The sequence below is a fragment of the Streptomyces sp. NPDC059224 genome (genome assembly GCF_042754285.1).
In the GTDB taxonomy this organism is placed as follows: domain Bacteria; phylum Actinomycetota; class Actinomycetes; order Streptomycetales; family Streptomycetaceae; genus Streptomyces.
In genome coordinates this window covers 259,338-272,531 of the sequence record NZ_JBHZAN010000006.1, presented here as the reverse complement: position 1 = coordinate 272,531, position 13,194 = coordinate 259,338, and the positions used below count along the sequence as shown (strand labels likewise).

The 13,194-nt window shown below is 73.1% G+C and carries 13 protein-coding genes; 2 read left to right on the top strand and 11 right to left on the bottom strand.

The window, feature by feature from the left end; translation table 11 throughout:
* Positions 1–297, top strand: a 297-nt coding sequence (locus ACFXI4_RS08950) for an integrase core domain-containing protein (RefSeq protein WP_384989023.1), incomplete at its 5' end; no start/stop codon positions are given.
* Here ACFXI4_RS08950 and ACFXI4_RS08945 read toward each other — a convergent pair.
* From ACFXI4_RS08945 to ACFXI4_RS08925, 5 genes are all read right to left on the bottom strand, one after another.
* Positions 294–959: a response regulator transcription factor gene (locus ACFXI4_RS08945; protein ID WP_362729245.1), complete on the bottom strand. Its 666-nt coding sequence runs from the start codon at positions 957–959 to the stop codon at positions 294–296. The two genes, ACFXI4_RS08950 and ACFXI4_RS08945, sit on opposite strands and share 4 nt — an antisense overlap.
* A complete protein-coding gene (locus ACFXI4_RS08940; RefSeq protein ID WP_384989022.1) occupies positions 956–2,320 on the bottom strand; it encodes a sensor histidine kinase in 1,365 nt (454 codons plus the stop codon). The genes ACFXI4_RS08945 and ACFXI4_RS08940 overlap by 4 nt, the downstream gene beginning before the upstream one ends.
* A gap of 97 nt (positions 2,321–2,417) precedes the next feature.
* The gene (locus tag ACFXI4_RS08935) at positions 2,418–3,293 is read right to left on the bottom strand and encodes an alpha/beta hydrolase (RefSeq protein WP_362729070.1); all 876 of its coding nucleotides are present in this window, start codon (positions 3,291–3,293) and stop codon (positions 2,418–2,420) included.
* 192 nt (positions 3,294–3,485) lie between these two features.
* Positions 3,486–4,694: a kynureninase gene (gene kynU, locus ACFXI4_RS08930; protein WP_384989021.1), complete on the bottom strand. Its 1,209-nt coding sequence runs from the start codon at positions 4,692–4,694 to the stop codon at positions 3,486–3,488.
* Positions 4,687–5,532 carry a tryptophan 2,3-dioxygenase family protein gene (locus ACFXI4_RS08925; protein ID WP_362729066.1) on the bottom strand — a complete coding sequence of 282 codons (846 nt, stop codon included), beginning with the start codon at positions 5,530–5,532 and terminating at the stop codon, positions 4,687–4,689. Before ACFXI4_RS08925 ends, kynU begins: the two co-directional genes overlap by 8 nt.
* 289 nt (positions 5,533–5,821) lie before the next feature.
* Between ACFXI4_RS08925 and ACFXI4_RS08920 the strand changes: the two genes are divergently transcribed.
* Complete coding sequence (locus ACFXI4_RS08920) at positions 5,822–6,241, top strand: DUF3151 domain-containing protein (RefSeq protein ID WP_362726229.1); 420 nt, start codon at positions 5,822–5,824, stop codon at positions 6,239–6,241.
* 173 nt (positions 6,242–6,414) lie between these two features.
* Here ACFXI4_RS08920 and ACFXI4_RS08915 read toward each other — a convergent pair whose 3' ends face one another.
* The 6 genes from ACFXI4_RS08915 to ACFXI4_RS08890 all read right to left on the bottom strand — a co-directional run bounded on the left by ACFXI4_RS08915 (position 6,415) and on the right by ACFXI4_RS08890 (position 13,129).
* Complete coding sequence (locus ACFXI4_RS08915; protein WP_384989020.1) at positions 6,415–7,854, bottom strand: MFS transporter; 1,440 nt, start codon at positions 7,852–7,854, stop codon at positions 6,415–6,417.
* A gap of 88 nt (positions 7,855–7,942) precedes the next feature.
* Complete coding sequence (fbaA, locus tag ACFXI4_RS08910; protein WP_362726235.1) at positions 7,943–8,965, bottom strand: class II fructose-bisphosphate aldolase; 1,023 nt, start codon at positions 8,963–8,965, stop codon at positions 7,943–7,945.
* Between the two features lie 168 nt (positions 8,966–9,133).
* Complete coding sequence (gene pyrE / locus ACFXI4_RS08905) at positions 9,134–9,682, bottom strand: orotate phosphoribosyltransferase (RefSeq protein WP_363012774.1); 549 nt, start codon at positions 9,680–9,682, stop codon at positions 9,134–9,136.
* A 25-nt stretch (positions 9,683–9,707) separates the two neighbouring features.
* Entirely contained in the window at positions 9,708–10,496 is a 789-nt protein-coding gene (locus ACFXI4_RS08900; protein WP_362726240.1) for an aldose 1-epimerase, read from the bottom strand.
* Between the two features lie 92 nt (positions 10,497–10,588).
* The gene (locus ACFXI4_RS08895; RefSeq protein ID WP_362726243.1) at positions 10,589–11,311 is read right to left on the bottom strand and encodes an SRPBCC domain-containing protein; all 723 of its coding nucleotides are present in this window, start codon (positions 11,309–11,311) and stop codon (positions 10,589–10,591) included.
* Positions 11,312–11,512: 201 nt separating this feature from the next.
* Positions 11,513–13,129, bottom strand: coding sequence for a polyamine aminopropyltransferase (locus ACFXI4_RS08890; protein WP_384989019.1), 1,617 nt, complete (start codon positions 13,127–13,129; stop codon positions 11,513–11,515).
* Between the last annotated feature and the right edge of the window lie 65 nt (positions 13,130–13,194).

The window sequence follows — 13,194 nt, the reverse complement described above, 5'->3', positions numbered from 1 at the left end:
CTGACCGACAACGGCTCCTGCTACCGCTCACGCGACTGGCGAGATGCGCTGGCAGCGGCCGGGATCGCCCACAAGCGGACCCGGCCCTACCGGCCGCAGACCAACGGCAAGGTCGAACGCTTCAACCGCACCCTGCTGGACGAGTGGGCCTACGCCCGCCCCTACCGCTCCGAGCAGGAACGACGCGACGCGTTCCCGAAATGGCTGCACACCTACAATCACCACCGCGGACACACCGCGCTCAAGGGCCAACCACCCGCCAGCCGCGTCCCCAACCTCACAGGGCAATACACCTAGCCCGGGGTCACCAGCCGTGCCTCGTAGGCGAAGACCGCCGCCTGGGTCCGGTCCCGCAGGCCCAGTTTCACGAGGATGCGGCTCACGTGGGTCTTGATGGTCGACTCGGCCACCACCAGGCGTTCGGCCATCTCCGCGTTCGAGAGGCCCTTGGCGATGAGGACCAGGACCTCCGTCTCGCGGTCGGTGAGGTCGCCGTAGGCCGCATGCGCCGTGGACATCGGGCGCGGGGTGCCGGACAGCTTGGAGAACTCCGTGATCAGGCGCTTGGTGACCGAGGGCGCGAGCAGGGCCTCGCCCGCCGCCACCACCCGGACGCCGTCCGCCAGTTGGCGGGCCGACGCGTCCTTCAGGAGGAAGCCGGAGGCTCCGGCACGCAGGGCTTGGTACACGTACTCGTCCAGGTCGAAGGTGGTCAGGACCAGGACCTTGGCCGTGCCGTCGCCGGCCACGATCTCCCGCGTCGCCTCGATGCCGTTCAGCTCGGGCATCCGGATGTCCATCAGCACCACGTCGGGGGCGAGTTCACGGACCCGGTCCACCGCCTCGCGGCCGTTCACCGCCTCGCCGACGACCTCGATGTCCGGCATCGCGTTCAGCAGGACCGAGAAGCCCTCGCGCACCATCATCTGATCGTCGGCGATCAGTACGCGGATGGTCATGCGTCACCTTCGGCAGGGGTGAGGGCCGGCAGGAAGACCGTCACCTCGTAGCCTCCCTCGGCCGTCGGAGCCGCCGTCATCTCGCCGTTCAGCATCGACACGCGCTCCCGCATGCCCGTGATGCCGTGGCCGGCGCCGGGCGACGGCTTGAGGAGGGCCGGCCGGGGCGGGGGCCCGTTGACCACGCGCAGGCCGAGGCCGCCGAGGACATAGCCGATCTCGACACGGGCGCTCGCTCCCGGCGCGTGCCGCAGGGTGTTGCTGAGCGCCTCCTGGACGATCCGGTACGCCGACAGCTCGACACCCTGCGGGAGTTCACGGACCGCGCCGGTCACCCCCTTGTCCACGGTCAGCCCCGCCTCCCGCACGTTGGCGAGCAGCGCGTCCAGGTCGGCGAGGGTGGGCTGCGGGGCGTCGGGGGCCGCGTAGTCCTCGGCACGGACCACGCCGAGCACGCGGCGCAGCTCGGTGAGTGCCGCCACCGCGTTCTCCCGGATCGTGACGAACGCCTTCTCCAGCTCCGGCGGCGGGTTCTCCACCCGGTAGGGGGCCGCCTCCGCCTGGATGGCGACGACGGACATGTGGTGGGCCACCACGTCGTGCAGTTCGCGGGCGATCGTGGTCCGCTCCTCCAGGAGCGTGCGCCGGGACCGCTCGTGTGCCGTCTCCGTCTGCTGGGCGGTCACCGTCTTTTCGGCCTCCCGGCGGATCTGCCGGACGCTGACGGTCAGCAGGGCGATCGCGGAGACGACCATCATCGAGCCGACGTCGTTGCTGTAGTGGCCCCCGCCGAGGACCGAGACGAACGAGAAGCCGTAGAGCGCGGTGATCGCCCACATCCAGGCCGCCGTGCGTGGACGCGTGCGGACCGCGACGACGGTGAGCACCACCAGGTGGGAGATGAAGCCGCCCGTCGTCCACGGCCAGTCGGCCCACGCGTCGGACAGCAGGGTGCCGATCCAGCTCGCGACCAGCGACAGCCAGAAGGCGCCGACCGGACGTGCCAGCGTGAGCAGGACCGGTGCCACCACGACCACGCCCACCAGCAGACCTCCGGCCGATCCCACCGGACGGTCGGCGACGGCCGCCAGCAGCGCCACGGCGCCGGCCGCGGCCACCGCGAGGTGGGGGGTCCAGACCGCGAGCTCCCGCCGGCGTCCGGACAGGCGGCGGATCCGCGGACCGTCGCCGCTCAGCGGGGGCAACGGCCGGTAGGCGAAGGCATCCTGGAACAGGTCCTGCCGCAGCCTGCCCAGGGCGTCCAGCGCGGCCCGGATCTCCGGACTGCGCGGCCTGTACGGTTCGAACGCACCATCCGGCGGTTCCGGCGGCATCGCCTGTGTGTGGGTCGTCTCGGTCACGTACACGACCGTAGGACGAGCCGGGGGTCACCGTCGTCACCAGTGAGAAGGGTCCTCGGGCATCCGTCTCAGGTACTACGGGCACCGGGAGCCGGCGTCACCACGCCAGTTGGGCGATCTCCTCCGCCACCACCGCGCACGCGTCCGCCGCCGGGTCGATCAGCGGGAAGTGGCCGACGTCCTCCAGCAGCGTCAGGCCCACCACCTCGCCCGCCTTGGCCGCCGCGTCGGCGTAGGCCTCGGCCACCGCCTGCGGGACGACGTCGTCCGTGCGGCCCTGGACCAGGGTGGTCGCGATGCCGGTGGGGAGCAGCAGCGCCGGGTCGGCATAGCGCTGCCGGTCGGTGAACTGGTCGTTGCCCCCGAGGAGTTGGAGGGCCGCGTGGCCGCAGACCTCCAGCTTCTCCGCCATCGCGAAGTCGGCGATCGGGGCCAGGGCCACCACGCCCCGCAGCGGCGACGGGCCGGAGGTGCGCCATGCGGCGTCCGCGGGGAGGACGTGCCGCGCCGCGGCCCACAGCGCCAGGTGTCCGCCGGCCGAGTGGCCGGTGAGGACCGTGCGGCGCAGGTCCGCCTGGGGCAGCGCCTCGCCGGCCAGCGCGGGCAGGGCGTCCAGGGCGGCCGCGACGTCGTCGAAGGTGTCCGGCCAGCGGCCGGCCACCGGGGCCGTGCCGCCCTGCTGGGGCAGGGTCGCACCGCGCCGGTACTCGACGTTGGCCACCGCGAAGCCGCGCCGGGCGAGGAAGTCGGCGAAGGGTGTGACGTGACCGCGGTCGTACGGCGCCCGCCACGCGCCTCCGTGCAGAACCACGACCAACGGGGCCACGGTCTCGCCACCGCGCGGAACGTAGAAGTCGATCACCTGGTCGGGGTGGTCGCCGTAGGCCGCGGTGGCATCGGGCGCGACGTGCGGGTGCGAGAAGGCGGACTCCTCCTCGGCGGCGGCCCGTTCTGCTGCGGCGTCGTCCGGCATGCTCCAACCTCTCAGCGGCGTAGTGGCTTTGGCGGACCAGGTGGGGAATTCGGCCGTTGGCCGGGACGGTATCAGGCCGGTGACGTGCGGCGACACGTGGATGTCACGCACGGTGAGGAATACCCGGTTCTGTACCGTCCCGGCCTTTCCCGACCGGGTCGTCGTGTCCGCATGTCGACTCGCCGCGGGGTGCTACACGGCCTCCGCCAGCACCCGCGCCGCCCGTTCCACGTCCGCGAAACCGACGTACAGCGGGGTGAAGCCGAAGCGGAGGACGTCGGGATGCCGGAAGTCCCCGACCACCCCGCGCTCGATCAGCCGTTTCATCACGTCCCCGGCGTCCGGGCAGCGCAGCGCGATCTGGCTGCCGCGCTCCTCGTGCGCCAGCGGGGTCACGCACTCGACGCGGCCGGCCGGCAGGTACGCCTCGACGCACTCCAGGAAGAAGTCCGACAGGGCCAGGGACTTGGCCCGGACGGCGGAGACCGGCACCTCGTCCCAGACCTCCAGCGCCGCCTCCAGGGCCAGCATGGACAGGATGTCCGGGGTACCGACGCGGCCGCGCACCGCGCCCGCGGCCGGTTCGTACTCCGAGCGCATCCCGAACGGCTCGGCGTGCGAGTTCCAGCCGGGCAGCGGCGAGTCGAAGCGGTCCTGGAGGTCGCCGCGGACGTACAGGTAGGCCGGTGAGCCCGGCCCGCCGTTCAGGTACTTGTAGGTGCAGCCGACGGCCAGGTCGACCCCGTGCTCGTCGAGGCCGACCGGCAGCGCGCCCGCGCTGTGGCACAGGTCCCAGACGGCCACCGCCCCTGCCGCGTGGACCGCGGCGGTGAGGGACGGCAGGTCGTGCAGCCGGCCCGTGCGGTAGTCGACGTGGTTGAGCAGGACGGCCGCCGTGCGGTCGCTCAGCGCGGCGCGCACGTCCGCCGGTGTCACCGGCCGCAGCACACACCCCGTCATCCGGGCCGCCGAGTCGGCGATGTAGCCGTCGGTGGGGAAGGTGGTCGCGTCGACGACGATCTCGTCCCGTCCCTCCCCCGCCAGCCGTACCGCGCCGACCAGGGCCTTGAAGACGTTGACGCTGGTGGAGTCGCCGACCACGATCTGGCCGGCCGCCGCGCCGACCAGCGGGGCGATCCGGTCGCCGATCCGCTCCGGCGCCGTCCACCAGCCGCTCTCGTCCCAGGACCGGATGCGCAGTTCGCCCCACTGCCGCCGGACGACGTCCTCGACCCGGCCGGGGACATGCGCGGGCAGGGCGCCCAGTGAGTTGCCGTCCAGGTAGACGCCCGCGGCGTCAGCCGCACGACCGGAGGCGGAGTCGAGGACGAACCGGGAGCGCACCCCGGCGAGCTCGTCCGCCGCGTCCAGCTTCTCCGCGCGCAGGGCCAGCTCAGACATGGGACCTCGCCGTCCACAGCTCCGGGAACACGTTCTTGCGGGCCCGCTTCTCCAGCCAGGCGACGCCGGCCGAGCCGCCGGTGCCGGGCTTGGCGCCCATCGCGCGGCGGGTGGCGACCAGGTGGTCGTTGCGCCAGCGCCAGACCAGTTCGGCGACATCGGTGAGCGCCTCGCCGAGGCGGGCGAGGTCGGCGTCCCCGTCACCCGAGTAGACCGCCGTCCAGGCGGCCTCGACGGCGTCCGAGGGGTCGTACCGCCCGGACACGTCACGGTGCAGCACCGCGTCCGGGACCGGGTGGCCGCGGCGCGCGAGGAGCCGTACCACCTCGTCGTACAGGCTCGGCTCGTGCAGCGCCTTCTCCAGTTCCGCGTGGACGCGGGGGGCGCCGCGGTGCGGGACCAGCATGGACGCGGACTTCTCGCCGAGCAGGAACTCCATCCGCCGGTACATCGCCGACTGGAAGCCGGAGCCCTCGCCGAGGGCGGAGCGGTAGGAGTTGAACTGGGCGGGGGTGAGCTGGCCGAGCGGCTTCCAGGAGGCGTTCAACGCCTCCAGCTCACGGGTGGAACGCTTCAGTGCGTTGATCGCGGCGGGGATGTCGTCACCGCGCAGGGCGCGGGCCGCGGTCTCCCACTCGTGGACGATGACGGTGAACCACAGCTCCATGACCTGGGTCGTGACCAGGAAGACCATCTCTCCGGGGTCATCGGAGAGGGTGTGCTGGAGATGGGTGAGCACGTCCGCCCTGACGTAGTCCTCGTACGGCGTGGTGCCGGCGAAGTCGAGATGCGGGGTCTCGGGCTCCGAAGCCTCGGGGGGCTGAGCCTGAAGGGACATCGCTGTCTCCTGTTGTGTACTCCGGGTAGCGGTCCGCCCCTGCCGTTCTCGACACGGGGGCCCCGGTCCCCACCCGCATCTTGCGCAACGTACCCCGCACACGGCAAGGCCCGCCCGCTGCCAGACCGGCCACACCCGTCACGCCCGCCCCCGGTCACCCGGCCGGGCTACCGCCGCGCGCGCGTCCTGCGACCCGGCTGCGGCTCGGGGCCCGCCGGGGGCCCGGCCGGGACGCGGGCCTGCGGCGGCTGCCCGCCGACGCGGTGGCCGGCGGTGGCAGACTGGCGCCATGACGACGCACAAGAACCTGCTCGGCGGCCCGGAGCCGACCTATCTGCCCGAGAACGAAGAGGCGTACCGCCTGCTGGGCGAGGAGAAACTGGCTCCGGTCGAGGTGGCGGCGAAGTTCCCGACCTTCTCGCTGGCCTGGGCACTGCTCGCCGACGACGCGTTCGAGCGCGGCGCGGTCGTCGAGTCGTACGCCTACGCGCGCACCGGCTACCACCGCGGGCTGGACGCCCTGCGCCGCGCCGGCTGGAAGGGACACGGTCCCGTCCCCTGGGACCACCGGGCCAACCGCGGCTTCCTGCGCTGCCTGGGCGCACTCGGCCGGGCCGCCGGCGAGATCGGCGAGCAGGACGAGTACGAGCGCTGCCGGCAGTTCCTGAAGGACAGCAGCGCGGAGGCGTACGCGGAACTCAAGGGCTAGCGCACCGCAGGGCGGCGAAGGGTCCTGGGGCGTGTTGCGAAAGTCCCGTCGTTCGCCCGAACGGCGGGCCGCGCGGCGTCAGGTGCGTGCTCTGGGGGTGCGGCGAGTGGGGGCACCTCCCATCCCCTTCAGACAACGGGGGAGCGCGCATGGCGTCGCGCGGCAGGCGGGACCTAGCGGCCCTTCGCCTCCAGTGGTGGTGTGACGACGTTTCCGTGGGTGCGGCACTCCGGGCGGACGCAGCCCGGGGCCGGCCTGCGGACCAGCGCGAACGCCAGGGCCGAGCCGGCCACCAGCACCCCCGCGCAGATCGGCATGGCCCGGTCGAACGCCGCGTCGAACCTCACGGGCGACCGGTAGGCCTCCGGGCCCATCCCCGCGAGCAGCGGCAGCGCCGCCACGGCGATCAGGCTCGCCGCGCGGGCCGCCGCGTTGTTGATGCCGCTGGCGATGCCCGCCCGGGCCGTGTCCACGGAGGCGAGGACCGAGGCGGTGAGCGGGGCCACCAGGGTGACCATGCCGGCGCCCATGACCACGACCGCCGGGAAGACGTCCCCCAGGTAGCTCGCGTGCTCGCCCACCCGCAGCATCAGCATCATCGCCGTGGCGCAGAGCAGCGGTCCGACGGTCAGCGGCAGCCGGGGCCCGATCTTGTCGGCCAGCGCGCCCGAGCGGGCCGAGAAGAGCAGCATCAGCGCGGTGCTGGGCAGCAGGGCGGTACCGGCGGCCAGCGCCGAATAGCCCGCCACCACCTGGAGTTGGAGCGCGGTGAGGAAGAAGTAGCCGCCGAAGGCGCCGTACACGCACAGGGTGACCACGTTGAGCGCGGTGAACTGGCGGGAGCCGAAGATGTCCAGCGGGAGCATCGGATCCTGGCGGCGCTTCTCGACGTACACGAAGGCCACACCGGTGGCCACGCCCGCGAGGGCGAGCAGCGACGTGGTCCCGGCCTCGATCAGCGCGTAGGTCACGAACCCGAGGGTCAGCGCGGCCAGCACCGCGCCGAGGACGTCGAAGCGGCCGTGGGCGCGCCCGTCGGCCGACTCCGGGACGTGGCGCAGGGCGACGGGGACGCAGACCAGGGCCAGCGGGACGTTCAGCAGGAACACCCAGCGCCAGCCGGGGCCGTCCACCAGCCAGCCGCCCAGGAACGGGCCGATGGCCGCGCCGATGCCGCCGAAGCCGGACCAGAGGCCGACCGCCTTCGCCCGGTCGTCGGGGTGGAAGGACGCCTGGATGAGGGCGAGCGACCCGGGGGTGAGGAGGGCACCGCCGATGCCCTGCAGGGCGCGGGCGGCGATCAGCACGATGTCGTTGGGGGCCAGGCCGCACAGCAGCGAGGCGGCGGCGAACCAGACGACGCCGAGCACGAAGATCTTCCGGCGGCCGTACTGGTCGCCGAGCGAGCCGCCGAGCAGGATCAGCCCGGCCAGCGTCAGCATGTACGCGTTGACCGTCCACTGCAGGGCCGACAGGCTGGTGCCCAGGTCACGCCCGATGCGGGGCAGGGCGACGTTGACGACGGTCGAGTCCAGCAGCGCCATGCTGGAACCGAGGACGGTGGTGAACAGAATCCACTTGCCCTGTACGGAGGCCAGCCGGACGTCGGACATGGGTCCAGGTATACAGCGGACCCGGCGCCGTAGCACCGGGTGCGCCGAAACCGCGACGTGGCTGTCGTACGACCGCCGTATGAACGCTTTACTTGATCTTGTTGCCCGCCGAGCGCAGGTGCTGCGTGGCCTCGACGACACGCGCGGCCATGCCCGCCTCGGCCAGCTTGCCCCAGGTGCGCGGGTCGTAGGTCTTCTTGGAGCCGACCTCGCCGTCGACCTTCAGGACGCCGTCGTAGTTCTTGAACATGTGGTCGGCGACCGGACGGGTGAAGGCGTACTGGGTGTCGGTGTCCAGGTTCATCTTCACGACGCCGTTCTCCAGCGCGGTGGCGATCTCCTGCTCGGTGGAGCCGGAGCCGCCGTGGAAGACGAAGTCGAACGGGGACGCCTTGCCGAACTTCGCCGCCACGCCGTCGGCCAGGTCCTTGAGCAGCTCGGGGCGGAGCACGACGTTGCCCGGCTTGTACACGCCGTGCACGTTGCCGAAGGAGGCGGCGAGCAGGTAGCGGCCCTTCTCGCCCAGGCCCAGCGCCTCGGCGGTGCGGATCGCGTCCTCGACGGTGGTGTAGAGGGAGTCGTTGATCTCGTGCGAGACGCCGTCCTCCTCGCCGCCGGTCGGGGTGATCTCGACCTCGAGGATGATGTTGGCCGCGCGGGCCTGCTCGAGCAGCTCCTGCGCGATGGCCAGGTTGTCCGCGAGGGTCTCGGCGGAGCCGTCCCACATGTGCGACTGGAACAGCGGGGTCAGGCCGGCCTCGACGCGCTTCCTGGAGATCGCGATCAGCGGACGTACGTACGCGTCGAGCTTGTCCTTCGGGCAGTGGTCGGTGTGCAGCGCGATGTTGACCGGGTACTTCTCGGCGATGACGTGCGCGAACTCGGCGAGCGCGACCGCTCCGGTCACCATGTCCTTGCTGTACTGGCCGCCGAGGAACTCGGCACCACCGGTGGAGATCTGGACGATGCCGTCGCTCTCCGCCTCCGCGAAGCCGCGCAGCGCAGCGTTCAGGGTCTGGCTCGAGGTGACGTTGATGGCCGGGTAGGCGAACTTGCCTGCCTTCGCCCGGTCGAGCATCTCGCTGTAGACCTCGGGGGTTGCGATGGGCATCTGTCCGCTCCTTGGGTGTGCGGGTCGGCGTACTGCTGGTTCTCTACGGCCCTGACCTAGACCTTGAGGTACGACGTCATCGTCGTCCCCATCTTTCCAGACATGAACCGATGCTCCGGGCGCCGGGCGCCGGTCGCATCCGGCTCAATCCCACCCGTCGGCCGGGTGTCAGTCCAGTCCCAGTTCATCCTTCGAGAAGGCGAACAGGTACGGCACGCCCGCGCCTTCGCGGATCTTCTCGTCGGCGCCGGTGGCCCGGTCGACGATGGTCGCGACGGCGACGACCTCGGCGCCGGCCTCGCGCACGGCTTCCACGGCGGCGAGCGGGGAGCCGCCGGTGGTGGAGGTGTCCTCCACGACGAGGACCCGCCGGCCCTTGATCTCCGGCCCCTCCACCCGGCGCTGCAGCCCGTGCGCCTTGGCCGCCTTGCGGACGACGAACGCGTCGAGGCGGCGGCCGCGGGCGGCGGCCGCGTGCAGCATCGCGCCGGCGACCGGGTCCGCGCCCATGGTGAGGCCGCCGACGGCGTCGAACTCCAGGCCGTCGGTCAGGTCGAGGAGCACCTGGCCGACCAGTGGCGCGGCCTCACCGTCGAGGGTGACGCGGCGGAGGTCGACGTAGTAGTCCGCCTCCAGCCCCGACGACAGGGTCACCCTGCCGTGCACCACGGCCTTGTCCTTGATCTGTTGCAGCAGCTCAGCGCGTACGTCCGTCATGCCGACCAGCTTAGAGGTGACGGGCTCAGAGGCGGCGCCAGGTCCACGTGGTGGTGGCTTCCAGCGGCTCCAGCGGGGTGACGAGCCGGGGAAGCGTGTTGAGACCGTTGGGCGGCCCGGTCTGCGGCTCCACGCACACGGCCGCGTCCTGCTCGTCGTAGACCACGACCCACTGCTCGCGGCTGGCGACCTTCAACTCCAGCTGTCCCGGCCAGGTCAGGGTGACGTCGACGCCGTCGGGCATGCCGAAGCAGTCGTCCCAGGGGCCGGGCCGGGGGTCGACGCGGTTGCCGGTGGGCAGGTGGTCCGCGCCGCGTTCCTCCTGCCAGGCGGGGGTGAAGTCGACCTGGGCGTCCTGGCCGCCGAGGTTGCGGTTGAACCAGGGATGCCAGCCGATCTGCGCCGGGAAGGAGTTGTCGTACGTCTCCACGGCCATCGTCAGCGTCAACGAGTCCTCGGTGAGCCGCACGGCGTGCGTGACGCGGGCCGGATGCGGCCAGGGATCGCCGAGTTCGCAGGTGATCACGGCCTCGTCCGCGGAGCGGCGTGCGGTGCGCCAGGCACCGTCGCGGGCGGTGCCGTGGATGGCGTGCGGCGGGGAGTTGAGCGGCATCTGGACGATGTCGGCGCCGTCCCGGAAGCGGCCGTCCCGGATGCGGCCGCACCACGGCACCATCGGGAAGCAGCCGAAGCGGTCGCCCTGGCGGAGGAGTTCGAGGGAGCCCACCTCCAGTCCGGCGATCCGGCCGCCGTTGCCGGGGTGCAGGTGGAGGGTGGCGTCGCCCGCGGTCAGCGTGATGTCTTCGTTACTCACGGGATGACAGTACTGGGGCCGGGCGGCGGGTTCCGGGTGCGGGTGGATGGGGGCCGCTCGCGCGGTTCCTCCCCCGGCGCCCCTGGGGGACGTCAGCGGCGTCTACGCAGTGCCCGCGTCACCACGATCGCCGACGCCAGGGCCAGTGCGGCCGCCGGTGCGGCCCACCGCAGGGCCGAACCCGCCGCCACCGTCTGCGGTGCCGGCACCGGCGCGTAGCGGCCGCGGGGCGGTGCGTGGTCGACCTCCTCCGCGCTGCGGCCGATCATCGTGCGGCGGGCGTGGGCCGCCTCGGCGAAGATCTCGGGCAGCGGCTCCTCGGCCGGCTCGGGCGCCAGGGACGGCGGCGGCACCTCCGTCTCGAAGACCGGCACCGGTGGGTCCGGGGACTCGGGGTGCGCCTCCGCCAGGCCCTCCACGAAGCGGTTGAGCAGCCGTGTCGCCGCCGACTCCACCGCCTCCGGCGCCAGTTCGGCGACCCGTCCGTCGGCGGAGGCGGAACCGGTCACCGTGACCTCGCAGCCCTCGTCGGTGTCCGCGAGCCGGAACGTGAGCGCCACCTTCACCGTGCCGGTGCCGCGCGCCTCGGTGGCGTCGCCGTCGACCGCGTAGGAGCCGTCGTCACGGGCGCTGACCCGCAGGGTGCCCCGGTAGGTGATCGAGTGGCTGCCGATCCGGACCTTGACGCGGCCGGTGCCGGGGGCGGACTCCGTGTCCTGCTGGAGGCCGGGGAGCGCCCGGGCGACCCGCGCGGGGTCGGCCAGCGCCTCCCTGAGCCGCGAGGCCGGGGCCGGGACGTACACCTGGTGCTCCATGCCGACTGAGCCTACCCAGGAGTCACGCCGCCGTACCCTCCACGACGCCCCGGCACGACGCCGAGGCCCGGCCTCGCGGTGGACGGGCCGGTACGCAGCATCCCGGACCGCCGCCCGCCGTCCACAGCCCGTGTCCGCGCGCACTCCCCGCGGCACACCGCACCGCTCCAGGGCGCGCGCTCCCGGAGGACGGGACCGGGCTCACAGGCGCGGGTCGACCAGCGTGGACGCCGGCAGACGCGTCCGCGGGGGCCTCAGCACGTCCTCCCGCAACTCCCGCACGGACAGCGTGAACAGCCGCGGACCGCCTGCCGCCAGCCACAGCCGAGGCCCGCGCGGACCCCTCGCCGCCAGGACGAAACCCCAGTCGTGCGGGGCCCTGGACTCGCCCGCCGAACGGCCGGGGTCGCGGCCGGGCACCCGGTAGGCGGTCGTCGCCAGGCCGGCCGCGCGCATGGTCGCCGCCACCGTCCAGAAGTCGCGGGGACGGGCCCGGACCGGGCCGGCGTGCACGGCCAGGCGGCCGCCCGGGGCCAGGACGCGGCGGGCCAGGCCGTAGAACTCCTCGGAGTACAGCTTGGCGCCGGCCGCAGCGCCGGGGTCGGGCAGGTCGGCGATCACGACGTCGTACGCGGCGCGCGGGGCGGCCCGGCGCAGCCAGCAGAAGGCGTCGGCGGTGACCACGTGGACGCGCGGGTCGTCGTAGGCGTGGGCGTTGAGCGCGGCGAGGCCGGGGTCGGCGCGGGCGAGGCGGACCAGGTCCGCGTCGAGTTCGACGACGTCGACACGGTCGACGCCGGTGTGCCGGAGCACCTCGCGCGCGGCCATGCCGTCGCCGCCGCCGAGGATCAGCACGCGCGCGTGCGGGCCGCTCATCGCCGGGTGGACGAGGGCTTCGTGGTACCGGCGTTCGTCGCGGCCGCCGACGCGCAGCCGGCCGTCGAGGAAGAGGTCGAGGGGACGGCCGTGGGTGCCGCCGGTGAGGACCACCTCCTGGACGTCCGTCCGGACGGCGACCCGGACGTCGGCGCCGTAGACCGCGTGCCGTGCGGCCCGTTCGAAGTCCTGGACGTGGGCGGCGGCGGAACCGAGGACGCCGAGGACGGTCACGTTGACCGCGAGGAGGGTCCAGCGGGCCCGGCGGGACAGATCGCGGCGGAACAGGCCGAGGACCAGGGCGCCGCCGGCCACGGCGTTGACCGTGCCGGTGAGCAGGGCGCCCGTCAACTGGCCCAGGAAGGGCAGCAGGAGGAACGGAAAGGCCAGGCCGCCGACCAGCGCGCCGACGTAGTCCGCCGCGAACAGGTCGGCCACCGCGCCGCCCGCGTCCTGGCGGCGGATGCGCTGGATGAGCTCCATCAGCAGCGGCACCTCGGCACCGATCAGCAGGCCGATGGCGAGGGAGAACGCGACCAGCAGCCAGCGCGGACCGGTCGACCACAGGCCGCCCCAGCCGCCGGTCCAGGCGAAGACGGCGTACAGGACCAGGGCGCTGCAGCCGCCGACCAGCGCCAGCGCGGCCTCCACCGCGCCGAATCCGGCCGCCGCGTGCCAGCGCAGCCGCTTCGCGGCCAGTGAGCCGACGCCCATCGCGAAGACCATCACGGACAGCACGACGGAGGTCTGGGTGACCGAGTCGCCGATCAGGTACGAGGCGAGCGCGACGAGTTCGAGTTCGTACACCAGCCCGCAGGCCGCGCAGACGAAGACGCACGCCAGGACCAGGAACCGGCCCGTCCCCGGCCGCACGGGCAGCGGCGCGGGGGCACCCCAGGCCGGCGGTGCGCCGGGAGGGGCGGGTGGGTGCGGATCGATCACTCTGCGACGTTACGTCACTCGCTCGGTACGCTTCGTCACCCACACGTGTGGAAATCAGCCGTCCT